This is a genomic window from Micromonospora sp. bgisy143, assembly GCF_057708145.1.
Genome location: NZ_JBYIRN010000003.1, coordinates 385604 through 412087 on the forward strand (window position 1 = coordinate 385604; position 26484 = coordinate 412087).

Below are 26484 nucleotides of genomic sequence, written 5' to 3' on the forward strand. Positions count from 1 at the left end.
CGGAACAAGCCGCAGGCTTGGGCCGAAGAGCGAAGTCGCCACCCTTTGATCTCTAGGATGTCAATCGTGACCACGCCCGACCGCAGGCTCCCGGACGGGCCGCCGTCCCACTGCGAGTTCAAGGTCTTCGGCGGTCTCGGCTGCCGGCGGGACGGCTCGGACGTCGATCTCGGCCCGGTTCGCCAGCGGATCATCCTCGCCAAGCTCCTCGCGGCCGGCGGTGACGCGGTCAGTCTCGACAGCATCGTGGACAGCGTCTGGGACGACCAACCTCCGGCCAGCGCCGCCAACCAGATCCACCGGCACGTCGGTAACCTCCGGCGGATTCTGGAACCGGACCTGGACGTCCGCGAAACCGGTCGCTACCTCCTACCGGCCGGTACGGGCTACCGCCTGATCCTCGCGACCGAGGCCTCCGATCTGGCCATGTACCGCGAGCTGGTCCGGCGGGCCCGCGAGGCGCTCGCCGGCGGGGATGCCGAGGCCGGCGTGCGGGCGTACCTGACCGCACTGGAGCTCGGCCGCAGCCCGGCGTTCACCGACCTTCCGACCGGCGCGTTGCGTTCGCCGGAGTTCGTTGCCATCGAACGGGAGCGCATCGCGGTGGCGCTCGCGGCCAGCGAGGCCGCGATGGCCCACGGCATGGCCGACGCCGCGTTGACCCCGTTGGTGAGCGTGGCCGCCGCGGCCCCGTTGGACGAGGCCCTGCAGGCGTGCCTGATGCGCGCGTACGTGGCGACCGGCCACCGGGCCGAGGGGGTGCAGGTCTTCGAGCGGACCCGTCAACGTCTCGCCGAGGAACTGGGGGTGGATCCGGGGTCCGAACTGCGCGAGGCGTATCGGGACCTGCTCGCCAGCGGCTGGACGTCGCAGGACGAGCTGCGCCCACCGGACGCCCCGCGGCCCGCGCAGCTGCCGCCGCCGGTCGCGGGCTTCGTCCGACGCAACGACACGGCCGCGGTGCTCGACGCCCTGCTGTCCGACGCGTTCAGCGACGCGACGATCGTGATCACCGTGCTCGGCGGCATGGGTGGCATCGGCAAGACCGCCCTCGCGGTGCACTGGGCCCACCAGATCGCCAACGAGTTTCCCGACGGCCAGTTGTTCCTCAACCTGCGGGGCCTGGACCCGGACGGACGGGTCATGTCATCGCAGGAGGCGCTCGCCACGTTGCTCGCGTCACTGGGCGAGCCGGCGGTGTCGTCCCCACAGGAGAACGTCGACGCCCAGGCGGCTCGTTACCGCAGTCGCCTCGCCGGTCGTCGCGTCCTGATCCTCCTCGACAACGCCCGCGACTCCGATCAGGTCCGCCCGCTGCTGCCAGCCTCGCAGGGCTGTCTGGTCATCGTGACGAGCCGCCACCGGATGACGAGCCTCGTCACCCGGGAGGGGGCACGCTATCTGCAGGTCGACCGGCTGACCAGGGCCGAGTCCCGGCAGCTACTGATCAACCGGCTCGGCGCCCGCCGCGCCACCGTGGACCCGGATTCGTTGGACAAGGTCATCACGCTCTGCGCCGGGCTGCCGCTCGCACTGGCGATCGTCGCCGCCCGCGTGGCGCTCAACCCGGCCCTGCCACTGCGCGCTGTCGTGAGCGCCGTCTCGGACCCGTCCGCCAGACTCGACGCGTTGTCCAGCGCGGACTCGTCCGACGATGTCCGGTCGGTGTTCTCGTGGTCGTTTCGCGCTCTCGATCCATCGGCGGCGCGGGTGTTCCGTGCTCTCGCCGTCCATCCGGGTCCGGGGGTCTCGCTGGAGTCGATGGCGAGCGTCGTCGGGGTCAGTCGGACGAGGGCCCGCGCGCTGCTCACGGAACTGGTGACCGCCAACCTGCTCGACGAGGCGCAGTCCGGGCGGTATGTCCTGCACGACCTGCTGCGGGCCTACGCGGGTGAGCTGCTCGACGAGGACCGGGAACGACCGGAGTACGAGCGACGTCTCGTCCTGCATTACCTGCACTCCGCCCGGGCCGCGTACGCGAGCCACCACCGGCAGCCGGTCGGCACCGTCACCGGTGTCCCGCCGGACGTGACGCCTGAATCGTTCGACAGCGTGTCGCAGGCTGCCGCCTGGTACGCACGCGAACGGGCGGCGCTGTGGGCGACGATCGATCTGGCCCTCGCGCACGGTCTGGAGCGCGACGCGACGGCCATGGTCCTCGCGGCCTCGGCACCGGGCAGCAACTCCATCCCCGCGGGCCGGACACGGACCGTGCTCGCGATCCTCGACATGGCCGGCGCGCTCGACGAGCCGCTGATGGAGGGCGAACTTCTTCGTACCGTCGGTGAGGTCTTCGCCCCGCTGCCACCGGCCGACGAATACCTCCGTCGAGCCCTGTCCATCTTCGAAGGCGCCGGAGACCTCGCCGGGCAGGCCGACGTCCTGCGAAACCTCGCCGTGCTCTCGCTGTCGCGTGGCGACCACGACGCCGCCAACGCCTACGGCGAACGCTCCGTGGCCCTTGCCCGGCGTACGGAGCGTCAGGAACTGCTCGCCGTGTCGCTGCTGACACTCACGAGGGCGCGCCTCGGATCCGGTCGGTTCGACGATGCCGTCCCTGCCGCGGACGAAGGGCTGGCCATCGCGATGGTGCAGCACCTCGACCACCTGAACATCCGCTACGCGCAGCTCATCGCGGAATCGTCCTGGAGACTCGGCCAGCTCGAGCGAGCGGTGACGGTCTCGGAGTGGGGGTTGGCGGAAGACATCAGTGAGTCGAACGGTCCCCGCTGCGCCATCGCGGCGATCCTCGCGCGGGCCGCATTCGACCTGGGCGACCGGGCGCGCGCGGAACAGGGCTGCCAGCGGTTCGAGGGCCTGATCGCCGACAACGGCTTCCGGGAACTCATCGAGTTCTCCGGCATCGAGGAGGCCGAGGCATACCGAACCATGGTCGCTTACGTCCGGGCCCGGCTGAGCCTGATGAGCGGCGCGTCGTGAGCGGTCAGCGCGCGAGCACTCAGTCTGCACTCGTCGCGCACAGCGGTGCGTTCGGATGGTCGTCGAGACCCGAACCCTCGCCCGAGGAGCACGATGCACCGCGCCCCAGCCGAGCCCGCCCGAATTCTTTCGGGTGCGACGCTGACCCCTCGACAGGAACAGATCGCCCTGCTGGTGGCGGCAGGCTCCACCAACGTCGAGGTCGCACGACACCTGGTCATCAGCCCACACACCGTCAAACACCATCTGCGTGGAGTGTTCCACAGGCTGAACGTCGCATCCCGCCGCGAACTCCGCAGCAGACTGAACCGCCGCGACACGACCGATCGCTTCGCCCAGAGCTGCCGACTGACCGGCCAGGAGCGCGACATCGCGCGCCGGGTCTCGGAGGGCGCGTCCAACCGGGAGGTGGCGGCACAGATGTTCATCAGCCCGAGCACGGTGGACTACCACCTACGCAAGATCTTCCGCAAACTCGACATCACCTCACGTCGAGAACTGGCGGCTCGCCCTCACCTGTGACGCCCCAGCGGCCGACGTCCGCTCCCCATCCGGACGGCGCTGCCGGACGCAGGTCGTCACGATTGAACGTCCGCAGATCGACCGCTCGCACCTTGACGACCGGGGTGTCGAACGCGAACTGCACGTTCGACCCGTCCGCGAACGAGACGGTGACATGCGTGTCGGGACCCGCCGGGTGGTTGTCCAGCCACTGGACGTGGACGACCTCGGCCGTCACGGAACCGTCCGGACGCACCAGCGTGAATCCCTCGACGTCCCCCTGGGCGACATCGGGACGGAACGGGTCACGCCGCTGTGCGAGCTGGTGTTCCCGCCAGCGCCTGCGCGCATCGGTGTTCGCCACAGGAAGCATTCTTCACCGGGCCACCCGCGACGCGTACCCGGTCGGCAGCCGGCGCGGGACGCGCGCCGCCCGGGACGGAACCCCGAGCGGCGCGCGTTGGGCGTCGTGGCTAGTTGCGCGTGCTCCACTGCTGGTTGGCGCCACCGTGGCAGGACCAGAGGTGCAGTTGGGTGCCGTTGGCCGTACCGGAGCTGACGGCGTCGAGGCAGAGGCCCGACTGGACCCCGGTGATGGTGCCGTTGGCGTTCAGGCTCCACTGCTGGTTGGCCTGGCCGTTGCAGTCCCAGATGATCACAGCGGTGCCGTTGGTGCGGCCCCCGCCGCTGGCGTCGAGGCACTTGTTGCCGTAGACGGTCAGGGTGCGGTTGGCGGTGAAGGTCCAGCGCTGGTTGGTGCCACCGTGGCAGTCCCACAGCTGCGGGCGGGCGCCGTTGGCCGTGCTGGAGTTGGGCACGTCCACGCATCGGCCGGACTGGTTGCCCGCGATCAGCACGTTCTGCTGGCCGGGTGGCGGGGTCGTGGGCGGGGGAGTGGTGGGCGGGGGAGTGGTGGGCGGGGTGCCGCCGCCGAACTGGGCGAAGAAGTTCCACACCTCCTGCTTGACCCAGCTCCGCGCGCCGCTCTCGCAGCCGGCGCACCCGTCGACCGGGCCCTGCTGGTGGCCGCCGTCGAACGCGGCCCAGAGCACCGGGTAGCCGGGCTGGCAGGAGTAGGCGGTGGTGATGTGGGTCCGGCTGCCCGCCGCGGGCTCGGGCGGGTTCTGTGCGGCGCAGCCGTTGTTGCGGACGAACCTGTCGCGCAACGCCCGGCCGTTCGGGATGTTGTCGTTGATGCCGTGGATACCCAGGTACGCCACGGGCTGGGTGCCGCCGCTGCATCCGCTGATCGCACCCGGGGCGGCGATGGCCGCGACGGCGCGGAACACCGTCGGCCGGGAACACGCCAACGAGTAGCTCATCGCGCCGCCGTAGCTGAACCCGACGGAGAAGAGTTGTGTCGTGTCGACGCAGAGGGCGTTCTCGATCACGCGGACCATGTCGTCGGTGAAGGTGACGTCCTCACCGTTGGCGTTGCCCCAGCCGTTGTTGAGGCCCTGCGGGGCCACGAAGATCGTGGTGTTGTTCGCCTGCGAGAGCATGCCGTAGTAGGCCCACGGCGCGCCGTCGGTCCCACCCGACGCGACCTGGCTGGCGGTGCCGCCCAACCAGTGGAAGCCGAAGGCCAGCCGGTGGGCGTAGGTGTTGTTGTAGCTGTCGGGTAGCCGAAGGATGAAGCTGCGGCTCTTCCCGCCGCTCTGGATGGTGTGGGTGCCGCTGGTCAGCCCCGGTGCTTTGCCGCAGCCGGCGGTGGTGGCCGCGGCGGCCGGAGTGACGGTGCTGACGACGTACGTGCCGACGGCGATCAGGAGCATGGCCGCCAGTGCTGCCCCCAACCAGGGGGCGGACAGTCTGCGGAGTGGCACAGCTGGATCTCCTTGTTCAGGTGGAAGGGGTGTGCGACGAACGCGCGCCCCGTCACCGTCGGTCACCCCGTCCACCGGGCTCGCCGCCGAGAAACCCTGAAGACGTGAGGTGCCCACGAGGACGGCCGGCTCGGGCCACGGCTGCCCGTCACTGGTCTCGCCGCCGTGCGGGACCGGGCTGCCGTCGAATCGTCGGTGGTCACCACGTTCGCCCGAACACCACGCGATCGGCCGTCGGAGGATGCCGGAGCATCCGGTCCGAGGTCGAATCGATTCGCTCCGACGCTAGATCAGGCAGGGAAATGTGTCAATGTCATGGCCGGCCGCTCGACGGTCCGTCCGTGAGCGCAGGAGCGGCCCGCGCGGCGTTCCGGTGGCTGCCGGGAACAGCCGTACGGGCCGGCCGGTAGGGCGTCAGCGGATGCCGATGATCTGGTGATCAGGCTCGATGACGGCGACCACGCGTTCGTGGTCGCGCGGGTAGGTCCCGTCGGTGTACTTGGCGACGATACGGTCGATGATCGACCAGCCGGCGTCGCCGTCGATCCAGGCGACGACGCGGCCACGTACGGCGACCGGGGTGAACGGGTCGTCGGCCGGTGCGACGGACAACGCGAGGCGCGGGTCGCGGCGTAGGTTGCGCGCTTTGCGCTTGCCGGGCCCGGTGAATATGACGATGTGGTCGCCGTGCGTACCGACGTACACGGGAGTCGCGTGCGGTGAGCCGTCCGGTAGGACGGTGGCGAGGTGGGCGATCGGTGCTTCGTCGAGCACGCGGCGGATGTCGGGATGCAGCACGGTTGTCTCTCCCCGGGTGTGGTGGTCAGCGATCGTGGTGGGTCCGCCAGGCGACGTAGTCGGCGACTGCGGTGGTGAGGTTGAAGGTTGGGTTGAACCCGGTGTCGGCGCGGAGCCGGGAGATGTCGAGGTAGGGATCGCGCCCCGGGCCGGCCCGGCGTCCGTCGACCACCTCGAGCCGCGCGTGCGGAACGGCCGCGCGTACGGCGTCGACGAGCTGCCCATTGGTGAAGGGCTGTCCGCTCGAGACGTTGTAGACGTCGTGGGCGAGGGTGTCGGCGGTGATGAGCATGGCGATCGCGCGTCCGGCGTCCGGCGCGTAGCAGAAGTCCCCGCCGTCCTGGGCGTATACGGCCGCGGGGCGTTCGCCACGCAGCACGGCGCTGATGTAGGGCGGGATCGCGTTGAACGGTGTCGCCGGGTCCATGAGCGGTCCCCAGGTGCTGCCGATGCGGAGCACGACCCCCTCGGTTTCCGTGCCCTGTAAAGCGTTCGTGGTCAGTGGTTCGACCGCCTTCTTGAACGCGATGATCGGGTGCGGCGCCGGCGCGGTGGGCAGGGCCAGGTCTTCGTGCCAGGGGACGTCACCGCGGCCCAGGTAGGAGCCGAGGCTGCCGGCGACGGCGAAACGCCGTACGCGCCAGGCGCGCGCGGCGTCGAGCATGGTGAGCAGGCCGGCGGTGTCGGCACGGAAGTACGCCACCCGGTCCTCGCCGGGGATGCTGCCGGCCAGGTGAACGATGTCGGTGATCCGGTACCGGTCGCCGAGAGCCGCCACCGCGGCGGGGTCGGTGACGTCGAGTCGTTCAACGACGACGTCGTCAGGCAGGAACGTCGGGCGTTCGGTCCGCCGGTGCGCGGTCGCGACAACGGCGTGGCCGAGCTCCGTCAGGGCGCGGGCGGTCTGCGCGCCGATCATGCCGAGGCCGCCGGTCACGAGGATCATCGGACCACCTCGTAGTGCAGGTGGGTCACGGCCGGTGCGGCGACGGCCTCGATCAGGCGAAGCTCGACCGGCGCGGACAGGGTCTGGAAGTACGGCCGGCCGGCGCCCAGCAACACCGGCCGCTGGTGCAGGATCAGTTCGTCGACCAGACCCGCGGCCAGCGCGGCGGTGGTCACCCCGCCGCCCATGAGAGCCACGTCCTTGTCGCCGGCCAGGCGGCGGGCCGTCTCCACGGCCTCGGCGATGCCGCTGGTCACCAGAGTCTGACGGGGGTGCGTGGCGGGCAGCGGCCGGTGGCTGAGCACCACGAGCGGCGCGTTCGGGTGCGGGGTGCCGCCGGTGTCCCAGCCGGAGTCGTCGTAGGTGTTGCGCCCGGCCAGGCTCGCGCCCACCCGTGCCGCGGCCGCGTCGAAGACGCGGGCGCTGGGGGCGCTGAGCCGGAACCCGTCGATCACCGCGCTCGGAGTGTCACCGTCGAAGTACCAGTCGAACAGCATGCCACCGTCGCCGAGTCCGCGTCGGGGGCCCGGGTCGCGGCCGGTGATGTACCCGTCGACCGAGACCGACAGTGCTGCGAGGACCTTGCTCATGGATCGCCTTTCGGTGGTTGTCGGACACCTCAGAGGGATTGCGGGAAGCCGAACAGGTGCTGTGGGTCGTAGGACTGTTTGACGGCGGCCAGTCGGGCGTGGTTGGTACCCCAGTAGGCGTCCGCCGGCCGGTCGAGCAGGGGGTCGGGGAAGTTGGGGTAGACGCGGTGTGACGAGTGCGGGTGGGCGAGCGTCCACGACTCGTCGACCCAGGGGTCGCCCCGATGGCCGACGTGCTCCAGCAGGTACCGCTCGCGTCGGTGCACGAATGCGGTGTCCGCCGGGCCGACACGGTTGTAGGCGCCGCCCATCGGGGTGAACGTGAGTCGCCTGTGGTGCCCGGTGTCGCCCGAGGTCAGCAGCGCGAGCAGGTCGGTGACGACATCGGGTGGGATGGGCCGTGCGAAGTACTCCGACCGCAGGCGGCCGTCACCGACGTCCTGACGGGGATCGGCCGACGCCCACTTGGCGAGGGTGAAGGGCACGGGGTCGGCCACGGACAGCCGGGCGCCGGCACCCGAGTCACGGGCAAGGTCGCGTAGCCACGCGCCGGCGCGGGCGGCGTCCACCGCGATTCCCGACGCGACCACGCGGACGCCTCGGCCCGGTTCGCCGGTGAGTTCGAGGGCCGTCGAGATGTCGTCCGGCGCGTCCGGTGCCGACGCCTGCCACGATGCGACGACCCGGGCCGGATCACCGTCGGGGCAGGTGAGGACGACCCGGGCGGTCAACGGCTCGGTGACGGTGGCGAGGCGCAGGGAGGTGACGACGCCGAACTGCCCACCGCCGGCCCCGCGCAACGCCCAGAACAGCTCGGGGTCGCGGTGTTCGTCGCAGTCGACCACACTGCCGTCGGCGAGGACGACCGTCGCTGCCACCAGCCGGTCGCACGTCAGGCCGTGACGCCGCCCGAGCAGCCCGATGCCGCCCCCGAGGACGAGTCCCGCGACACCGACCGTCGCGCCGCACCCCGCGGGTAACGTCCGTCCACGGGAGTGCAGCGCGCCGTAGAGTTGACCGAGGCGTACCCCGGCGCCGACCGTCACGGTCCCGTCGTCGGACAGGTCGACGCCCCGCAACCCGGAGACGTCGATCAGGATGCCGTCGGTGGACGACCGGCCGGCGAAGCAGTGTCCTCCGCCGCGTACCGCGAGGGCGATGCCGGTGTCACGCGCGTACCCGAGAGCCGCGGCGACGTCACGCTCGGACCGGCACCGCAGTACGACGAGAGGTCGCCGTGCCGCGCCGGCAGAGCCGACCGGTCGACGCGCACTGTCGTATCCGGCCTGGTCGCGGGTGAGCACCTCACCGTCGAAGTCCCCGGGCAGGCGGAGTGGATACCGGTCGATCACGGGGCGACGTTATCGAGCGTCCCGCTCGCCGGTCTTGAACGAATCGCGCACCCTCACCGGGGTACCCGTGGACGGCGGCCCACGAGAAACGGCGCGTACGACGCGGTGTGGTCGTGACCGCACGAGCACCTGTCGACGTCGGCACCGAGCAGCCCGCCCGGTGTCAACCCGGTGAGGCGGCGTACCTCCCGGCTCAGGTGGGCCTGGTCCGCGTACCCCACGTCAATCGCGAGTCCCGCCATCCCGTCGGCCCCACGGCGTCCCGTCGCGGTCGCGCCCGCCTGCGCCAACGCGAGGAAACCCTGGAACCGCAGCGTCCGCTGCAACGATTTCGGCCCTGTTCCCACCGCCCATCGGCAGCGACGCCGGAACTGGCTCGCCGACAGTCCGAGGTGGTCGGCGACCGCGCCGACGTCGCGCGACGTCCAGGGCATAAGCAACCGCACCGCCGCGCGGACGAGCGGATCCGGAGCGGCGGTCCGTACGCGGTGCAGCAGGAAGTCCTGCAGGACACGCAGCGCTGCCCGCGGCGTGGCCGCGCCGGCGATCGCCCCACCCAGGCGGTCCACCCATCGGTGACCGAGCTGGTCGAGTGAGACCCGCTGGTCGAGCAGGTCCCCGACGCCACCGGGTATCAGTAGGGGCACCCCGGGGTGGAACCGCACGCCCAGCAGGGTCGTCGCTGCCGGGATCACCTCGACCCAGGGACCCGTCAACGGGCCGAGCAGCCGGGGCGGCCCACCGATCGGCCAGTGCAGCTCCGCGCCACCGGTGGGCAGGTGCCGCTGCACGTAGGGCACCGTCCCGGTCGTCTGCACCCACACCGTCCGAACGTGGTCGACCAGCCCCGGCGCCGGGGCGAGCTCGACGTAGGACGCGGTCGTACGCGTCTTCGGGCTCACGAGCGCAGCCCGTGCCGGGCCGTGTACCAGAAGAACCAGGACAGGAGGCCGGCGAGCATGACGACGTACTGCACGTTGGTGAGCGTCGCGACCACGTCGAGGTCGACCACCATGGCGATCGCGACGCGGACCAGCGCGTCCAGCATCAGCACGACGCCGACCACCACACTCACCAGGCGCAGTCGGCGCCGGAAGACGGGATCGTCGGTCCAGCGCTGCTGCCACGCGGCGGCGCCGGCAGCACCGACCTTTGCCGTGGCGATGACCGTGCCGAGGTGGAGCATGAACGGCCGCTTCATGGTCAGCGACAGCAGCACCCACGCCCCGAGCAGGCCGGTGAGCCAGCCGTCCTTGACGTACAGCAGCCGTGCGTCCCCGGTCACCACGCTCAGCGCGCCCCCCGCCAGGAACAGGCTGACGACGACGAGACCCGCGACGTCGATCCGGCGGCTGCGGGCGGCGACCAGGGCGGCGTTCGCCGCGGGAACCGCCCCCGCGGCGAGGGTGGCGGCCAGCACACCGGCGCCCAGGGCGCGAAGCGCGTAGTAGACGAGCAGGGGCAGGACCACGTCGACGACGATTCGTCCGGCCAGAGCGCGGCGTGCGCCCTGTCCCGGACGCCCGGCGGCAGTCGGCGTCGGCTGGGCGTCGTTCCGGACCGGCCTCACGACAGCACCTCGCCGAGGTCTCCCGGGGTCGGGTACGCCGCGATCGCGCGGTCGAAGAGCCCGCACAACTCCTCCGCGTAGGCGACCAGGTCCATGCCCTCGCCGCAGGCGAACCGCTCGACGGCCGCATCGACGGCCGCACGGACCGTCGCCGCCATGACGACCGGGTCGAACCGGCGCAGTTCCCCGGACTCCTGGCCGGTGACGAAGAGCTGCGCCAGCAGCAGCACGGGTACGTCCTCGCGAACATCCGCATCCGCCGCGTCCCTGGGCAGGTTGCGGACTATCTCGACGGCCGCGCGGGCGTACGCCGGTCGTTCGCCGAGGAAGCGGAGATTCGAGCGCAGGTACGCGGCGAGCTTGCCGCGCGCCGACGACTCGGCCTCGATCGCCGGGACCATGTACTGCTGTGCCCGCTCGCCGATGTGGCGCAACGCCGCGGCGACCAACTCCTGCTTGGTGTCGTAGTGGTACGTGATGAGCCGTGTGCTGCTGAGTCGCGCCGTCACGACGATCCGCGCGAACGTGGCCCCCGCGTAGCCGTGCTCGGCCAGCAACTCGACGAACGCCTCGAGAATCCGCGTCTTCCGATCAACCTCCGGTGTTATCTGCACGGATAAAATAGCAGCAGAAGGTCGGCTTCCCGTCAAGGGCGTAGGGGTCGGCGCGGCGCGTGCCGACAACTGTCAGAGCCTCCCCGCGACGTCGCCGGGGAGGCTCTGACCAGTGCGCGGCTATCTCAGTGGCGCGGGTCCTCCTGCACCTTCAGCGCGTTGAGGATCGGATCGCCCTCGCCCTTCTCCCGGGTGAACTGGATGGTCAGGTCACCACCGGTGTGCTCGACCGTAACCGTGTTCGCGTCGACGGTCAGCGCACCCACCTTCGCCTGCACGTCGTGGTCGTAGAGCACGACCTTGCCGTCGGCGAGCACGTCGAAGGCACGCTTGCCGGCCTTCACCTTCTCGAGCTCGGCGAAGTCGAGGCCGATCCGGTACGTCCCGGCGGGGGCGTTCTTGAACACGTAGCTGAACGTCTCGCCGGTCCGCTGGGTGCGGAACAGCGCGTCGTCAGTCGTACCGGCGATGTCGGCCTTGGTGGTGTGTGCCTTGCCGCCGACGTAGCCCCAGGCCCGTGAGCCGAGTGCCTGGTCGGGTGCCCAGAAGAAGCCCGAGGCGTCGACGTACCCGGACCCGCCCGCGTCGACGCCCTTGAGGTAGGCGGACGTCGCCAGGCGGACCGGCGTGAGCTGGCTCTCGCCCTTGCCGGCGTTGGACGCCACGAGCACGTCCCCGACGAGCACGCCGGGCTTGAGGCCGGCGTTGTCGCCCGTCACCGTGACCGTGGTGGACGTGCCGGCGGCGAGCGTGACCGGGCCGGTCGCGGCCGGGCCCGTGAGGGTCAGCCACGGCAGGTCGGCGGCCTCGTGCCCACCGTCGCTGGTGCGCTGCTGCTCGCTGACCCGCACCTCGAGCGGTGCGGAACCGGTGTTGGTGACGGTCACCTCGGCCGTCGCCTTCTGGCCCTTGTCGAGCAGCCAGTCGATGTCCTCTCCGGAGACGGTGGCGACGCCCGTGGTCAGCGCCGTGTCGACCACCTCGGCCTGGTCCTTCCTGGCGATGGTCACGTTGTGGCTGGTGGTGACGTAGTTCGGCGCCTCCACCTGCACCGTGTTCCCGCCGATCAGCGCCTGGGCCTTCCACCGGCCCTTCATGTCGGTGGTGATGACCCGCTCACCGGCCGGTCCCTTGAGCGTGACGATCGCTCCTTCGATCGGCTTGTTGTCGTTCTTGTCGGTGACCGTTCCCTCGATCGTGCCCGCGGCCGGGAGGGTGTACTCCAGGCCCAGGCCGGCCTTCAGGACCGGCTGGTTGAAGGAGAACTGGCTCGCGGGGTTGCGGTTCAAGCTCTCCACGCCGACCGTCGCCGACGAGCCCTTGGTGAGGGGGTTGTCGCCGCCGACGCCGTCGCCGTAGCCGATCTGGATCCGTCCGTCGGCGACCAGGGTGACCGAGAAGCTCACCCGCGCGGTCTGGTCGCTGTAGAAGGTGACGTTGCGCCACTCGATGACCTGTGCGGGCACCCCGTCCACCTCGGTGGTGCCGAGGTAGATGCCCGCCTCGTCGTCGACGACGAGGTCGTCCCAGAACGGATAGATCGCGTCGACCGGCGTGCCCGCCGACGGCAGCTCCGTGTTGGTGGACCACACGGCGGCGCGGTCGAAGGACAGCGAGCCGTTCGTCGTGACGCACACACCGTCCCAGGCCGTGTCGTAGAACGGCTGGAGGTAGTCGGCGTCGAAGAACAGCGGACCGCACAGCTCGTCGCCCCGCCACCCGGACTCCTGGGTGCCCTGGCGGTAGAGCCCTTCGGTCACCTTCATCGAGTACGAGCGACCGGCGGGGGCCACCGGTACCGGACCCGGGTCCGGCTGCTCGGGCTCGGGGTCCGGGTCCACCGCGTCCGCCCGCGGGTCGAGCGTCACCCGCAGCGCGGCGATGCTCGGGGCCTTCAGCCCCTTCGAGCCCCGCAGCTCCACGGTCAGCGGACCGCCCTCGTGCTGCACCACGGCCTTGCGCCAGTCGGCGGCGTTCGGCCCCACGGCCGCGGTCGGGTCGTACGCGTAGTCCGTCAGGGTGCCGTTCACGAGGACGTCGAACACCCGCTTGCCCTTGGCCACCTTGTCGATCTCGGCGAAGCCGAAGTCGATCGCGTAGGTGCCCTTGGGCGCGTCCGGGAAGCGGTAGAACAACTGCCGCTCCGCCGTGCTGCGCTGGGACTGGAACAGCAGGTCGTCCGTCGTGCCGGCGATCCCGGCCATCGTGGAGGTGACCTTCGTCCTGCCCTCGTACCCCCAGGCCTTCTTGTTGGCCGGCTGGTCGGCGGACCAGGTGTAGCCGGTGCCGTCGGTGAACGTCGCACCGCCGGCGTTGACGCCGACCTGGTACTTCGTGGTGGTCAGCGTCACCGGCACGTAGCTCTTGGACTGACGTCCGGAGTCGGAGCGGACCACGATGTTCGCGCCCTGGACGCCGGGCTTGACGCCCTTCGAGGAGATCGAGACCCGGACGGTCGTCGACTGCCCCGGGGCGAGGGTGCCCCCGGTCGAGGAGAGCGACAGCCACGGCAGGTCGGTGAGCAGGTCGTCCTCGACGTCGACGAGGACGACGTCGTCGGCGACCTGATCGACCGCCCACAGCGCGCCGGTCGAGTCGGTCTCCAGGCCGCCACCCTGGTTCGTCTTCTTGCCCGGGAACCACCACGCGTTCACCAGCGAGCAGTCGTCGGGGTCGACCTGCAGCAGGCGGGTGGGCCGGTTCGAGGTGAGGTCGGTGTACCAGATGGTGTCCGACGCCTGGTTGTAGGCCAGGCCGATGATCTCGGGCAGCGGCGGGGTGCAGTAGGACAGCAGCGCGCCCGGCTTGTCGTGCGACGTACCGGCCACGGTCCCGATCTTGCCGTTCCGCCGGCCACCGACGTAGAAGACGTCCTTGGCCGGGTTGTAGGCGAGACCGGTCAGCTGCGAGGTGACGAAGTCACCCTTGATCTGCCTCGTCTCCTTGCCGGTGTCCCGGTTGAAGCAGTGGATGAAGCTGGCCGGGCTGTCCTCCATCTGGCACATGTCACCGGTCCTGGTGTCCAGCGCCATGTCGAAGGCCCGGTAGTCGGGGTTCCACGCCGCGTCGAAGACCTTGCCGGTCTTCTTCCCGGTCACCGTGTAGGCGGTGTTCGTCCGCGCCTCGTAGTCGTGGACCCAGACGTCGCCGTCGTAGCCGACGCCGGTGGGCACCTTCTCCCCGACCTTGCCGGGGATGGGGATCCGAGTGATCACATCGCCGCCGGAGGTCGCGCCGACCTTGGCCGCCGCCTGCGCCTCCGCGGCGCTCGACGCGGCCGTCGCGCCATCGGCGTTCGACGGCTTCATGCCGCCGCTCGCACCGGCCTTCCAACCGGCGAGGTCGATCGTGCTGGCCGCACCCGTGCCGGTGCGCGCGGTGGCGCCGGCGGCGTCGAGCTCGGGGTGCCGCGCGGCCTCACCCAGGGTGTACGTGAGCGGGGCGGAGCCGGTGTTGGTCAGCGTCAGCGAACCCACGCCGTTCTGGTCGGTACCCAGCAGCGTCTCGAGGCCGTCGGCCTTCAGGCCGGCGACACCCGTGGTCAGCCGGGCGTCGACCTTCGCTCGCGCGTAGAGCTTGTCGAGCGAGAAGGGGTACGCCTGAGTCGGGTAGTTCGGCGCCTCGACGGTCATGGTGTAGTCACCGACCGGGAGCTGGCGGTGCACGATGCCCGTCCCGTTGGTGGTGACCGTCTCCACGAGCCCGTCCCTGGTGCTGAAGGAGACCTTGGCGCCGGCCACCGGCAGCCCGTCGTTCTGGTCCACGACGGTCGCGTCGAGGTACCCGAAGTCCGGCAGGTCGTAGGTGACGATCAGGCCGTCGCGCAGCACCGGGGCGTGGTCGGAGAACCGGATGCCGTCGACGCCGGCCCAGCCCTGGATGCCGGTGACGCCGGTCGCGCCGGCGGTCACCGGGTCGTCCGAGCCGACGCCGTCGCCGTACCCGAAGATGATCGTGCCGGAGCGGGTGAACGTGGCCGAGAAGTTGACCGGTGCGGTGTACTCCGAGCGGATGGGGTAGGCCCAGAGCTTGGTCTTGCGGTACTCGACGACGAACGCGTCCTCACCGTTGACCTTCGTGGCGGCCGTGAAGACACCGCCGCCCGGGGCGAACTCGACGGGACTCTCCAGGTAGAACGGGAAGGCGCCCGCGCCGCCGTAGCCGGGGCCGGTGCTGCCGTCCGGAGCGATGATGCCGCGCAGGCCGACGCCGAGGGTGTCGTGGCTGCCGTTGTAGAGCGCGATCGGGAACGGCAGCTGCACCGTCGCCCACACACCGCTGCCGAACGTGACCGGCTCGGTGCCGCGCAGGTACTCGCCCTCGGTGACGGCGCAGCTGTAGCCGCCCTTGTCGACGACGAGCCCGACCGGGATCTCCGGTGACTCGTTGTGCGCGCCCACCGTCAGCGGGAGCATCGTGGGGGAGAAGCAGGAGTTGGGCGTCACGGTCAGCTTGTACGTGCCCTCGGGGACGGAGGTGATGGTGAACGCGCCGGTGGCGTCCGTGCGTACCGGCTTCAGCGGCGTGTCCCGGATCGCCACGTCGGCGTTCGGCACGGGCCGCTTCTTGTCGTCGACGACCCGGCCGCTGATGTCGTGCGTCGCGGCGGCGGTGAGCGGCAGCGTGACGGAGCTGTTCTGGCCCTGGGCGATCGTGACGGTGGCGGTCGCGGTCAGGTAGCCGAACACCTTGGTGCTGAGCTGGTAGTCGCCCACCGGCAGGTTGGTGGTGAACCGGCCGTCCTTGTCGGTGCCGATCGACCGGCTGAACGGCCCGCTGATCGTCACGTCGGCGGCGGGGACCGGGGCGCCGTTGGCGGTGACGACACCGGTGAGGGTGCCGCCCTTGCGGGGCGCGAGTTCCAGCAGGCGGACCAGGTCGAGCCGGCCCTCGCCGTACTTGTTGTTGACCTCGGCGGTGCCACCGCACTCGGTGTCGTCGACGTCGGTGGCCGACTCGGCGAGCAGGCGACGGGTCTCGTCGACCTGCCCGATCAGGGTCGGGTCGTAGCTCCAGAGCGCCGCCACGGCACCGGCGACGTGCGGTGCCGCCATCGACGTACCGGCCATCTCGACGTAGCTGTTGTTCGGGTAGGACGAGCGCACGCTGACACCCGGCGCGGAGATTTCGGGCTTGATCCGGCCGCCCTCACCCTCGCCCTTGCGGGAGAACAGCGCGAGCGTGCCGTCCTCGGCGTACGCGCCCACCGAGTAGGCGCTCGCCGCGGAACCCGGCGAGGAGACCGTGTCACAGGCCGCGTACGGCGAGGTGTTCCCCGACGACCAGGTGCTGAACATGCCCGCGGCGGTCCAGGCCTCGTCGATGGCCTGGAAGAAGTCGTCGAAGTCGTGCTCGACGGTCTGGCCCCACGAGTTGTTGACCACGTGCGGGCGCTTGGACGGGTCGGGGTTGTTCCCCTGGAGGTCGGTCGGGGCGAGCAGCCACCAGCCGGAGCGCAGCAGCGACTCGACGCCGGTGCTGTCGCAGCAGCCGTTCGTGGCGATCCACTGCGCGTCCGGGGCGACGCCGACGTGGTCGGCGCCGTCGACGCCGACCATGGTGCCCATGGTGTGCGTGCCGTGTCCGTTGTCGTCGCACGGTGCGCTCGCGCACGAGCCCCGGGTGGCCATCCAGTTGTAGTTGTGGTCGACGGTGCCGTCCGGCTTCGCGCCCCGGTACTGGCGGGCCAGGGCGGGGTGGTCGAACTGGACGCCCGAGTCGAGGTTGGACACGGTGATGCCCGCGCCGGTCGCGCCCATGGCCCACGCCTGCGGGGCGTGGATGGCCTCGAGACCCCAGGTGACGGTGTCGGCCGCGCCGGCCTTCGGGGCGGCGGGTCGGGCGGTCTGGTCGGCGGGGAGCTTCTTCTCCACCGGCTGGACCAGGGCGACCTGGGGCGTCGCGTGGATCTCGGCGACCTGCACCCGCGCGGCCACGTCGAGGGCGAGCTTCTCGGTGCCGCCCTTGACGAGTACGGCGTTGGCGATCGGGTAGGGGGTGTACGTCACCTTGGCGCGGTCGAGGTCGGTGGAGACGGCGGCCAGGGACTTCTTCGACGCCGCGGTCAGGGCGTCGTAGACGAACTGGCCACGGGCGGTCCAGTCGGCGATCTTCTCCGCCGGCGCGAGGTCGGCCTTGCTGTCGAAGGTGATCCAGAAGTCGGCGGCCGGCTGGGTGCGGAAGCGGTCCTTCAGGGTCGGTGCGATCTTGGCCGCCGTGCCGGGATCCGGCTCGGCGGCGGACGCCGGTATGGGCTGGAGCGCGCTCAGGCCGACCGCTGCGGCAAGTGTTGCCGCGAGGGCTGTGAGTCTCATGGGGGTCCTTCGCCTACAGGGGTTGGTAGGGGTCGTGGCTCGCGTGGTCGACGGCGGCGTCGGCGTCGGGTACGTCGGAGGCGTCGCGCGCGGTGACGCGCGATTCGCCGAGCCGCTCGGACGGCGGCTGGTGCTCGACGGCGGAGTCGTCGGGCACGACGGATCGCTCAGGCATGCATTGCCCACCGGCTATGGATCATGGAGTCATGCTCGGCCCAGCCGGGTGACGTTAGCTATCCGGTGGATACGTCAAAATTCACGAGGCGTTGTCGAGGGATTCGTCCTCGGCGAACACGCCGGCCTCCACCGCCTTGACCGCGAGCGCGGTCCGGCTGCTCACCTTCAGCTTGCGCATCGCGGCGCGGAGCTGCTGGTCCACCGTGGCCGGAGACTTGGCCAGGATCCGGCTGATCTCCCGGTTCGTCTTGCCCGCGACGACCAGTTGGACCACGTCGAGTTCGCGAGGGGAGAGCTGGTCCCCGTACCCACGTCGGCCGCCGCGCCACAGGCGGGGCACCTCGGCGCCGTGCTCGCGGAGCCGTTGTGCGACCCGGTCCGCGTCGCCGCGGGCGCCGAGCCGGAACAGCTGCTCGTACTGTGCCGCCAGCAGTTCGCGGCCCTGGTCGGTGCGGCCCTGCGCGATGATCGCCTCGGCCTGCCGTTCGCGTGCGCGCATCGCGTCGTACGGGCGCGGCAGGGCGCTCCAGGCGCCCGCCGCCCGGGCGTACGCCGTGGCCGCGCGGGCGTGGTCCCCGGTCGCGGCGAGCAGCAGGGCACGACACACGGTGAGCGCGGCGCGTGGCGCAGGCGCCGTACGGCCACGCAGTCCTCTGGCGAACTGGTCGGTCAGACGGGTCGCGGCCGCCAGGTCATCGGCGGCGAGGTGCGCCTCGACCCGGGCGGGAACAAGGTCCGTCGCCCAGATCCAGATGCCCTTGCGCCGCACGGTGTCCATCGGCTCGTTGGTGATCCGCAGCGCCCGGCCGCTGTTGCCGTCCGCCAGCCACAGTCTGGCCAGCGCCGCGGCGGCCTCCATCGTGTCGTCGGCCGCGCCGAGCCGGGCCGACTCCTCGAGGACCAGTCGGAACTGCTCCTCGGCGGCCCGCCGCCGTCCGGCGGCCGCCGCCAGCCGGGCCGCGAGGCGGATGCTGCCCAGGTAGTGCGCCGGCCGGTCCCGGTCGGCGTCGGCGAGGGCCGCGCTCGCCTGGGCCAGGCCGTCCCACCGACCGGTGAGCCACGCCAGGTTGGCCTGTTCGAGTCGGACGTTGTGCTGCAACCGGGACGCCTGCTCGGCCTCGGCGAGGCGCATGGCCACGTCGAGGTGTTCCGCCGCGTCGGCGTACCGGCCCCAGATCAGCGCGCCGGTGCCGACGTTCGCGTGGATGCGGGCCACGTCGAGACGCTCGGCCGGGGTCGTGCCACCCAGGGGCAGGTCGGCGACGACGTCCCAGGCCTCCTGCTCGCCCAGCATGAGCAACGCCGCCGCGCGGTTGCCGGCCAGGTTCAGCCGCTCGGCGGGGGAGTCGATCTGGGCGGTGAGGTCGGCGGCGCGGTCCAGCCATCGGCGGTGGGTGGCGGCGGGCCACGGTCCGGCGTAGGCCCAACCGAGGTAGGTCATCGCCCGGGCCGCCTCGACCGGGTCATGGTCGAGGTTGGCCACCGCCTGCTCCAGCTCGCCGAGGGCGGCCTGCGCCTCACCTCCGGTGATCAGGAGCCGACCCAGGGGATTGCGGATCTCGGCCTGCTGCCGGGCGGAGAGGCCCGGGCTCTCCAGCACCGAGCGCAGCGTCCGGACCACCCGGTGGTAGACCTGGTCGACCTGTTCCCGGCGGCCCAGCGCGGCGACCCCGGCGATGCGGGCGACCCGCGCCCGGTCCGCTGGTGGCAGCACGGCCCACGACAGCAGGTCGACCAGCAGGTCGACCGCCTTGGTGTGGTCGCCCGAGGCGATGGCCAACTCGGCGCCCTGTTCGGCGTACCGCGCCCAGGAAGGGATCTCGCCGGCCTCGCGGAAGTGGTGGGCGAGGCGTGCCACGGGCGGTGGGTGTACCTGCTCCAGGGCGCGACCGGCCAGCAGGTGGACGTGCCTGCGGTCGGTCAGTGGGATCGACTCGTAGACCGCGGTGGCGGCCAGGACGTGCCGGAACCGCCACCTGCCACGGTCGTCTCCGTCCAGGACGCCGGCACTGGCCGCCTCGGCGATGGCGGTCCGGCACTCGCCCGGTGACAGGCCGGCGGTCAGCGCGATCGTCGCCACCGAGGACCGGTCCGCCAACGTCGCCGCGGCGCGCAACGCCTGCTGCGCCGTGGACGACAGGCGGCTCACCCGTTCCCGGGTGGAGTCGCGCACCGTGGGCGGCACCTGTAGTTCGCGCAGCTTCAGCCGGACCCACTGGCCGTCGCGGAAGACGAGGTCGGCCCGATCGCACATGAGACGGACCGACTCCTCCAGTGCCAGCGGGACGCCGCCGGTCCGTTCGTGCATGAACGTCGTGAACTCCTGCGAGATCGGGTTGCCGTCCAGCATCGAGGAGACCAGCGCCGCCGTGTCGTCGGGTCGCATGGGCGCGAGGGCGATCCGCAGTTGGGTCACGCCGGCGGGCAGTCGGGACGTCAGCCGCAGCAACAGCGACCCGTCGCCGACCTCCTCGGGTCGATAGGAGATGACCAGGCTCGGTCCGTCCGACTGCTGTCGGGAGATGACGAACAGCAGGAACTCCAGGGTCACCTCGTCGGCCCAGTGCGCGTCCTCGAGGACGAGGACGTCGACCCGCAGCGCCCGCAGCAGCTCGTCCAGGGCGCGGAACAGGCGGTGCCGGGCCGCCTTCGCGTCGTCCAGGGGTGGCAGCGCGGGCGGCAGGTTCGCCGACCACTCGGGGAACAGCGGCCGCAACGCGCCGGCGAGCGCGGTGAGCCGCAGCTGCGACACCGGACCGTCGATTCCGTGGAACGCGTCGACGATGGGCCCCAACGTCAGCGACTCGCGCAGCGGTGGGCACACCGACACCAGGGCGGTGCGCTGGGCCGGCGTGCTGAGCCACTCGCGCAGCAGCCGGCTCTTGCCGATCCCCGCCTCGCCCTCCACCAGCACGATCGCCGGTGGCTGGGCCAGGGCGCCCCGTAGTGCCGTCAGCTCCCGGTCACGCCCCACAAAGCGCGGGGTGGAGACGGTTGGTGCGGTCCCGTCGTCCTCGTTCGAGGGGTCGAGCATGCGTGATGATCTCGTTTTTCGGTGCCCGGGCACAAGACCGCCGTCGGGCGGGACGCGGGCCATCTTGCGGAAATCATCTTAGTCATTAAGATAATCCGCATGGGCATATCGACGAACTTCTCGGTGGCTATCGCCGGCGCCGGCCTCTCCGGCCTCTGCCTCGCCCAGTACCTCACCCGAGCCGGCATCGACGCGCACGTCTACGAGCGGGACCCCGGCCCCTTCGTGCGGCGACAGGGCTACCGGATCATCCTCGACCGCCACGGCCTGGCGGCGTTGCGCGAGAGCCTGCCCCGCCCGCTGTACAACCTGGCGCTGACCACCGGCGACGAGCCCGGCGGACACCTGCGCTTCACCGACAGCCGACTGCGGGACGCGTTCACCATCACCTTCAAGGACGAGCCGTACGCCACCCGCCAGGTCGACCGGCTGACGCTGCGCTCGATCCTGCAGACCGGGCTGGACGGGCGGATCCACTACGGCAAGCAGGCGGTCGCGGTGGACAGTGGCGGTCCGGCCGGGCTGCGACTGCGGTTCTCCGATGGCGGGTCCGTCTCGGCGACCGTCGTCGTGGGCGCGGACGGCGTCGGCTCGGCGCTACGGGCGCAGCTCATGCCGGACGCGGCCCCCGCGACCGCGCCGCTGGCGGGCATCTACGGCCGGTCACCGCTGCACCGCAACGGCGAGAGCATGATCCCGGACGCGCTGCGCAGCAGCGGCGTGCTGGCCATCGCCGATCGACCCGGCCGCGCGTTCTTCTTCACCCCGATGCGTTTCGGTGAGCGGCCACGGGAGGCGTTCGCCCGGCTGGCGCCGGGCAGCTACGCGCCCACCGGCGACGACTACGTGATGTGGGGACTGCTGCTGGGGCAGGGGGAGGTGCCCATCGGCGTCCGTGGCGACCTGCTCGCGCTCTGGCGACTGGCCGCCGGGCTGAGCACCGACTTCCACCCGCTCATCCGACGGCTGGTCGCCACCGCCGAGTTGGACGCCACGGTGCTCAACCTCTTCGCCACCGGCCGGCGTCCCCGGCGCTGGGCGGTGCCCCGGGCCACGATGATGGGCGATGCCGTGCACGTCATGCCGCCGTTCGGCGCCCACGGCGGCAACACCGCGCTCCGCGACGCCGCACTGCTCGGCCGCCGGCTGCTCGAGGCCCGGGCGACCGGCCGGGCGGTGGAGGAGGCGATCGCCGCCTACCAGGACGAGATGGTCCCCTACGCCTTCCGCGCCGTCGACACCGCCGGCCGGCTGATGCGCCGTCTCACCGGGGGCGCGGCCGCACCACACTGGGTGCTGACCCGGGTGTTACCTCGGCTGCACCGGGTGACCGTGCCGGAGGCATGATTGCGGGCATGTCCCAGGTGCCGGCCCGTGCGTCCGCGATCGCCGACCTCATGCGCGCCGGACGGGAGATGTCCCGGCTGTCCATGGTGTTCCGGTACGCCATCGCCGAGCGGCTGGGGCTGACCGTGAGCGACCTGGAGTGCCTGGACCACCTGGCGGACGTCGGTTCCGCCACGGCGGGGCAGGTCGCCGAGCGGACCAACCTCACCACCGGGGCGGTCACCAGCATGCTGCGCCGGCTCCAGCAGGCGGGCTACGTGACCGCCGAGCGCGATCCGGCGGACCGACGGCGGGTGATCGTCACCCTGCGTCCGGAGCGGGCGGCCGAGCTGACGCGACCGTACGAGCGGTTCGCCGAGCGGGCCGAGCGGCTCGTCGAGGGCTACAGCGCCGAGGAGGTCACGATGCTGGTCCGGCACTACGACCGCATGCAGGCGATGTACCTCGCCGAGTTGGACCGCCTCCGCGAGGGCGACACCGCGCGGCGCACCCGAGGTCAGGGCGCGGACCGGCCGTCGCCGTCCGGGTCGACGAAGGGCCGCGGGTAGCCGATCTCGTACGAGATCTGGTTGGCGGTCTCCAGGAGCAGCGGCAGGTTGCCCTTCAGCTCGTCGAGGTTGGCGATGACCTCGATCGCCGTGATCGAGACGGCGGCGATGACCTGCCCCCGGGAATCCCTGATCGGGGCGGCCACGCACATCACGTAGGTGTCGTGCTCACCGTTGTCCACGGCCCAGCCGCGTTCCTGGATGTCGGCGAGTTCGGCGTCGAGCGCGTCGCGGTCGGCGAAGGTGGTGTCGGTGAACCGCTCGAACACGACGTGGGAGAGCAGCCGCTCGCGGTCCTGGCGGGGCAGGTACGCCAGGATGGTCTTGCCCACGGCGCTCGCGTAGATCGACACGGCGCGCCCGACCCGGGAGGGGAGCTTGACGGCGTCGAACGCCGGACTGTCCACCTTGTCGATGTAGATGATCTCGTCACCGGTCAGCTGGGCCAGGTGCACGGTGTGGCCGGTCTCGCGTTGCAGCGTACGCAGGTGCGCGGCGGCCGGCTGGCGCAGGTCCATCGAGCCGAGCGCGAGGTCCGCCAGCTCGATCAGCCCGCTGCCGAGCACGTAGGTGCCCGCGCCGGTACGGCGGACGAAGCGCGCCGACTCCAGGGTGTGCAGTATCCGAAGCGCCGTGGACTTGTGGACGCCGAGCACGTCTGCGGCCTCGGTCAGGGACAGCGGTCGTTCGGCCGACCGACGGATGAGGTCGATCGCGCGGCGGATCGATTGCGCCAAGGCTCTGTCTCCCCTCGTACGGCGCGGCATCGCCGGTGTCGTTGCATCATGTGCAATGTAGATGACGCGATACGCAACCGCCACTTGACAACGTTGCACATGTCGCTACGATCGTTGCAATTTATGAACGTGACTCCGACTCGTAACGGTGGAGCGACGATGGGTAAGCGGTGCGCTCGTATCGGCTTCGCCGGGGCGACGAACGACGGCGACCGACATGCCCTCGCGTCCTGAGACCACCGACGAGCGGCCGATGCTGACCACCGACGGCGGACCCCGACGCGAGGACTGGGCCGGAACCGCCGCCGAGGCGTTGCCGGACGACGCGGACAGTGTCCTGATCGGCCGGATCTGGGACCCGTCCGTCGGTGGTCCCACCCCCGTGGCCGTCCGCGACGGCGAGGTCATCGACCTGAGCCACCGGTTCCCGACCGTCCGGGACATCTGCGAGCTGCCCGACCCCGCCGCCACCGTGGCCGGGCTCGACGGGGCACGGGTCGGGGACTTCGCGGAGATCCTGGCCAACACGGCGGTCGCCACCCGCGACAATGGCCGGCCCTGGCTGCTGGCCCCGGTCGACCTCCAGGCGCTCAAGGCCGCCGGCGTGACCTTCCCCGTCTCGATGATCGAGCGGGTCATCGAGGAGCGGGCCCGCGGCGACCTGGCGCTCGCGGCGGACATCCGGCAACGGATGTTCGCCGACATCGGTGTCGACCTGCACCACCTGGAACCGGGCTCGGTCGAGGCGGACCGGCTCAAGAGCCTGCTGGTCGCCGAGGGCATGTGGAGCCAGTACCTCGAGGTGGGGATCGGTCCGGACGCCGAGATCTTCACCAAGGGGCAGGTCCTCTCCGCCGTCGGCACCGCCGTCGACGTCGGCGTGCTCGCCGCGTCGACCTGGAACAACCCGGAACCCGAGATCACGCTCATCGTCCAGTCCAGCGGCCGGATCGTCGGCGCCACCCTCGGCAACGACGTGAACCTGCGCGACATCGAGGGCCGCTCGGCGCTGCTGCTTCCGCTGGCGAAGGACAACAACGCCTCCTGCGCCCTCGGCCCCCTGATCCGGCTCTTCGACGACCGGTTCGGCATGGAACGGGTGCGCGAACTCGAGGTCCGCCTGGAGGTCCACGGGGTGGACGGCTTCCGGCTGGAGGCGGTCTCGGAGATGACGCAGATGTCGCGTGACCCGGAGGACCTGGTGCGTCAGCTCGTCGGCCCGCACCACCACTATCCCGACGGCGCCGCCCTGATGCTCGGCACCATGTTCGCGCCCATCCAGGACCGGGGTCACCCCGGTGAGGGCTTCACCCACAAGGTCGACGACGTGGTCCGGATCAGCTGCCCGGCGCTCGGCACCCTGGTCAACCGGGTGCGGCACGCCCAGGAGTGCGAACCCTGGCAGTTCGGTGTCCGTGACCTGATGGGCAATCTGGCAAGGAGAGGACTGCTGTGAACGTGGTCAGCACGGTCGATCCCCGCGACGGCAGGCGTCGCGCGACGGATCTCACCGAGACCGACGAGTCCCGGGTGGACGAGATCGCCGGCCAGGCGTCCCGGGCGACGCGCTGGTTGACCGACCTGGGCCGACGCGGCAGGGCGGAGTTGCTGGACGCGATCGCGGCCGCCCTCGAGGACCGCCGGACCGACCTGGTCGCGGCCGCCGAGACGGAGACCGGGCTCGCCCACGCGCGGCTGGACTCGGAACTCACCCGGGCCGCGGTCCAGTTCCGGATGTTCGGCGACGTGCTCCGCGACGGGGCGTACGTCGAGGCGGCCATCGACCACGCCGCCGACACGCCGCTCGGGCCCGGCCCGGACGTGCGGCGGATGCTCGTACCTCTCGGACCGGTCGCCGTCTTCGGGGCCAGCAACTTCCCGTTCGCCTTCTCGGTCGCGGGCGGTGACACGGCCGCCGCGCTCGCCGCCGGCTGCCCCACCGTCCTGAAGGCGCACCCGTCCCACCCGCTGACCTCGCACGCGTCGGCCGCCGCGATCGGAGCGGCGGTCCGCGACCTCGGCGGGCCCGAGGGCGTCATCGGAATCGTGTACGGGGAACAGGCCGGCCGTTCGCTGGTGCGGCACCCCGCGATCCGCGCCGCCGCGCTCACGGGTTCGGTCAACGCCGCCCGCGCCATCCAGGCGGCCATCGACGAACGACCCGATCCGATTCCGCTGTACGCCGAGCTGAGCAGCGTGAACCCGATCGTCGTCCTGCCCGGCGCGGCCACCGATCGGGCCGAGGGGATCGCCGAGGGCCTGTTCACCTCCTTCACCGCCTCCGGCGGCCAGCTCTGCACCAAACCCGGCCTGGCGTTCGTCCCGGCCGGTCGGGGTGGCGACCAGCTCGTCGACGGCCTGCGCGAGCGGGTCGCCGGCGCGGGCGGCGCGGTCCTGCTCAACGAGCGCATCCGGGACGCGTACGAGATCCGAGCGGCGGAGTTCGAACGGGCCGGCGCCCGGGTCTCGGCCCGGCCGCAGGTCGAGCCCGGAGCGGGCTTTGCCGTCGCGCCGAGACTCCTGGAGGTCGACCTGAAGGGGCTGACCGCCGAGATCGCCGACGAGTGTTTCGGCCCGCTCATGATCGTGGTCCGGTACGGCGACGTCGCCGACCTCGACGCCGCGCTGGACACCGTTCCGCCCTCGCTGACCGGTTCGGTCCACCGTGGCCCGGCGGACGACGCCCACGTCGTCCGGCGGCTGGTCGACGTGCTCTCCGCCCGGGCGGGCCGGATCGTCTTCGACGGCTATCCCACCGGCGTCCGGGTGTCCTGGGCCCAGCACCACGGCGGACCCTGGCCGTCGACGAACGCGGTGCACACGTCGGTGGGCGCGACGTCGATCCGCCGGTTCCTCCGGCCGCTGGCGTGGCAGGACGCACCGGCCTGGGTGCTTCCCGAGGAGTTGCGCGACGATTACACCACCATTGCGCGCCGGGTCGACGGGAGGTTGACGCCAGCGGCCGAATAATCGCGCCTGACCGTCTCCCGGGTTCGTTCTGACGTCACCCGTGGTGCACGCGTGAATTCGTTAGCGAAATTGATCCGACAGAGCATCCGGCCATCAATTCCGCAGTCCCGTACGGCGTTGTTTCCGGACGCAATTGTTCCGGTCCTGGTCGGACCGTCGACGCGATTCTCCGTACTCCCTGTGGTGGGGAAGTCCCGGGCCGCGCACCCCTCGGTGAAAC

At 71.3% G+C, this 26484-nt stretch carries 19 protein-coding genes; 6 read left to right on the plus strand and 13 right to left on the minus strand.

From position 1 onward, the window contains the following. The first annotated feature begins 66 nt into the window (after positions 1 to 66). Together AC3EN4_RS07325 and AC3EN4_RS07330 are read left to right on the plus strand one after the other, a co-directional pair. Positions 67 to 2940 (plus strand): AfsR/SARP family transcriptional regulator, encoded by a 2874-nt coding sequence (locus AC3EN4_RS07325; protein ID WP_435205158.1) that lies wholly within the window; start codon positions 67 to 69, stop codon positions 2938 to 2940. Positions 2941 to 3033: 93 nt separating this feature from the next. After that, the gene (locus tag AC3EN4_RS07330; protein WP_435205159.1) at positions 3034 to 3462 is read left to right on the plus strand and encodes a response regulator transcription factor; all 429 of its coding nucleotides are present in this window, start codon (positions 3034 to 3036) and stop codon (positions 3460 to 3462) included. Here AC3EN4_RS07330 and AC3EN4_RS07335 read toward each other — a convergent pair. From AC3EN4_RS07335 to AC3EN4_RS07390, 12 genes are all read right to left on the minus strand, one after another. Further along, a complete protein-coding gene (locus tag AC3EN4_RS07335) occupies positions 3422 to 3805 on the minus strand; it encodes a hypothetical protein (RefSeq protein WP_435205160.1) in 384 nt (127 codons plus the stop codon). The two genes, AC3EN4_RS07330 and AC3EN4_RS07335, sit on opposite strands and share 41 nt — an antisense overlap. Positions 3806 to 3914: 109 nt before the next feature. After that, complete coding sequence (locus AC3EN4_RS07340) at positions 3915 to 5216, minus strand: ricin-type beta-trefoil lectin domain protein (protein ID WP_435205276.1); 1302 nt, start codon at positions 5214 to 5216, stop codon at positions 3915 to 3917. A gap of 465 nt (positions 5217 to 5681) precedes the next feature. Next, entirely contained in the window at positions 5682 to 6065 is a 384-nt protein-coding gene (locus AC3EN4_RS07345; RefSeq protein ID WP_435205161.1) for a PPOX class F420-dependent oxidoreductase, read from the minus strand. Between the two features lie 25 nt (positions 6066 to 6090). Beyond that, positions 6091 to 7011 (minus strand): NAD-dependent epimerase/dehydratase family protein, encoded by a 921-nt coding sequence (locus AC3EN4_RS07350; protein WP_435205162.1) that lies wholly within the window; start codon positions 7009 to 7011, stop codon positions 6091 to 6093. Beyond that, entirely contained in the window at positions 7008 to 7601 is a 594-nt protein-coding gene (locus AC3EN4_RS07355; RefSeq protein ID WP_435205163.1) for a dihydrofolate reductase family protein, read from the minus strand. Before AC3EN4_RS07355 ends, AC3EN4_RS07350 begins: the two co-directional genes overlap by 4 nt. Before the next feature lie 29 nt (positions 7602 to 7630). After that, positions 7631 to 8953, minus strand: coding sequence for an FAD-binding oxidoreductase (locus AC3EN4_RS07360; protein WP_435205164.1), 1323 nt, complete (start codon positions 8951 to 8953; stop codon positions 7631 to 7633). Positions 8954 to 9006: 53 nt separating this feature from the next. Continuing rightward, on the minus strand, positions 9007 to 9855 hold the full coding sequence (locus AC3EN4_RS07365; RefSeq protein ID WP_435205166.1) for a helix-turn-helix domain-containing protein: 849 nt from the start codon (positions 9853 to 9855) through the stop codon (positions 9007 to 9009). After that, the gene (locus AC3EN4_RS07370; RefSeq protein WP_435205167.1) at positions 9852 to 10523 is read right to left on the minus strand and encodes a VC0807 family protein; all 672 of its coding nucleotides are present in this window, start codon (positions 10521 to 10523) and stop codon (positions 9852 to 9854) included. The genes AC3EN4_RS07365 and AC3EN4_RS07370 overlap by 4 nt, the downstream gene beginning before the upstream one ends. Then, a complete protein-coding gene (locus AC3EN4_RS07375; RefSeq protein WP_435205168.1) occupies positions 10520 to 11137 on the minus strand; it encodes a TetR/AcrR family transcriptional regulator in 618 nt (205 codons plus the stop codon). The genes AC3EN4_RS07370 and AC3EN4_RS07375 overlap by 4 nt, the downstream gene beginning before the upstream one ends. A gap of 125 nt (positions 11138 to 11262) precedes the next feature. Next, complete coding sequence (locus AC3EN4_RS07380; protein ID WP_435205169.1) at positions 11263 to 17451, minus strand: S8 family serine peptidase; 6189 nt, start codon at positions 17449 to 17451, stop codon at positions 11263 to 11265. Positions 17452 to 17464: 13 nt separating this feature from the next. Next, positions 17465 to 17626, minus strand: a complete 162-nt coding sequence (locus AC3EN4_RS07385; protein WP_422735532.1) for a hypothetical protein — start codon at positions 17624 to 17626, stop codon at positions 17465 to 17467. An 81-nt stretch (positions 17627 to 17707) separates the two neighbouring features. Next, entirely contained in the window at positions 17708 to 20662 is a 2955-nt protein-coding gene (locus tag AC3EN4_RS07390; RefSeq protein ID WP_435205170.1) for an ATP-binding protein, read from the minus strand. Positions 20663 to 20761: 99 nt separating this feature from the next. Between AC3EN4_RS07390 and AC3EN4_RS07395 the strand changes: the two genes are divergently transcribed. Together AC3EN4_RS07395 and AC3EN4_RS07400 are read left to right on the plus strand one after the other, a co-directional pair. Further along, entirely contained in the window at positions 20762 to 22009 is a 1248-nt protein-coding gene (locus AC3EN4_RS07395; RefSeq protein ID WP_435205171.1) for an FAD-dependent oxidoreductase, read from the plus strand. A gap of 8 nt (positions 22010 to 22017) precedes the next feature. Beyond that, positions 22018 to 22557: a MarR family winged helix-turn-helix transcriptional regulator gene (locus AC3EN4_RS07400; protein ID WP_435205172.1), complete on the plus strand. Its 540-nt coding sequence runs from the start codon at positions 22018 to 22020 to the stop codon at positions 22555 to 22557. Here the strand turns inward: AC3EN4_RS07400 and AC3EN4_RS07405 are convergent. Next, positions 22506 to 23294 carry an IclR family transcriptional regulator gene (locus tag AC3EN4_RS07405; protein ID WP_435205174.1) on the minus strand — a complete coding sequence of 263 codons (789 nt, stop codon included), beginning with the start codon at positions 23292 to 23294 and terminating at the stop codon, positions 22506 to 22508. The two genes, AC3EN4_RS07400 and AC3EN4_RS07405, sit on opposite strands and share 52 nt — an antisense overlap. A 217-nt stretch (positions 23295 to 23511) precedes the next feature. Here AC3EN4_RS07405 and AC3EN4_RS07410 point away from each other — a divergent pair, with 217 nt between their 5' ends. Both AC3EN4_RS07410 and AC3EN4_RS07415 read left to right on the plus strand, forming a co-directional pair. Further along, a complete protein-coding gene (locus tag AC3EN4_RS07410) occupies positions 23512 to 24750 on the plus strand; it encodes a fumarylacetoacetate hydrolase family protein (protein WP_435205175.1) in 1239 nt (412 codons plus the stop codon). After that, positions 24747 to 26264: an aldehyde dehydrogenase family protein gene (locus AC3EN4_RS07415; protein WP_435205177.1), complete on the plus strand. Its 1518-nt coding sequence runs from the start codon at positions 24747 to 24749 to the stop codon at positions 26262 to 26264. The genes AC3EN4_RS07410 and AC3EN4_RS07415 overlap by 4 nt, the downstream gene beginning before the upstream one ends. Positions 26265 to 26484 lie beyond the last annotated feature (220 nt).

Excerpts from the sequence above, each read along its gene's own strand:
- AC3EN4_RS07400 (WP_435205172.1), top strand. The coding sequence starts at position 22,018 with ATGTCCCAGGTGCCGGCCCGTGCGTCCGCGATCGCCGACCTCATGCGC.
- AC3EN4_RS07385 (WP_422735532.1), bottom strand. The coding sequence starts at position 17,626 with ATGCCTGAGCGATCCGTCGTGCCCGACGACTCCGCCGTCGAGCACCAG.
- AC3EN4_RS07395 (WP_435205171.1), top strand. The coding sequence starts at position 20,762 with ATGGGCATATCGACGAACTTCTCGGTGGCTATCGCCGGCGCCGGCCTC.
- AC3EN4_RS07350 (WP_435205162.1), bottom strand. The coding sequence starts at position 7,011 with ATGATCCTCGTGACCGGCGGCCTCGGCATGATCGGCGCGCAGACCGCC.
- AC3EN4_RS07410 (WP_435205175.1), top strand. The coding sequence starts at position 23,512 with ATGCCCTCGCGTCCTGAGACCACCGACGAGCGGCCGATGCTGACCACC.
- AC3EN4_RS07340 (WP_435205276.1), bottom strand. The coding sequence starts at position 5,216 with ATGCTCCTGATCGCCGTCGGCACGTACGTCGTCAGCACCGTCACTCCG.
- AC3EN4_RS07390 (WP_435205170.1), bottom strand. The coding sequence starts at position 20,662 with ATGCTCGACCCCTCGAACGAGGACGACGGGACCGCACCAACCGTCTCC.
- AC3EN4_RS07380 (WP_435205169.1), bottom strand. The coding sequence starts at position 17,451 with ATGAGACTCACAGCCCTCGCGGCAACACTTGCCGCAGCGGTCGGCCTG.
- AC3EN4_RS07355 (WP_435205163.1), bottom strand. The coding sequence starts at position 7,601 with ATGAGCAAGGTCCTCGCAGCACTGTCGGTCTCGGTCGACGGGTACATC.
- AC3EN4_RS07330 (WP_435205159.1), top strand. The coding sequence starts at position 3,034 with ATGCACCGCGCCCCAGCCGAGCCCGCCCGAATTCTTTCGGGTGCGACG.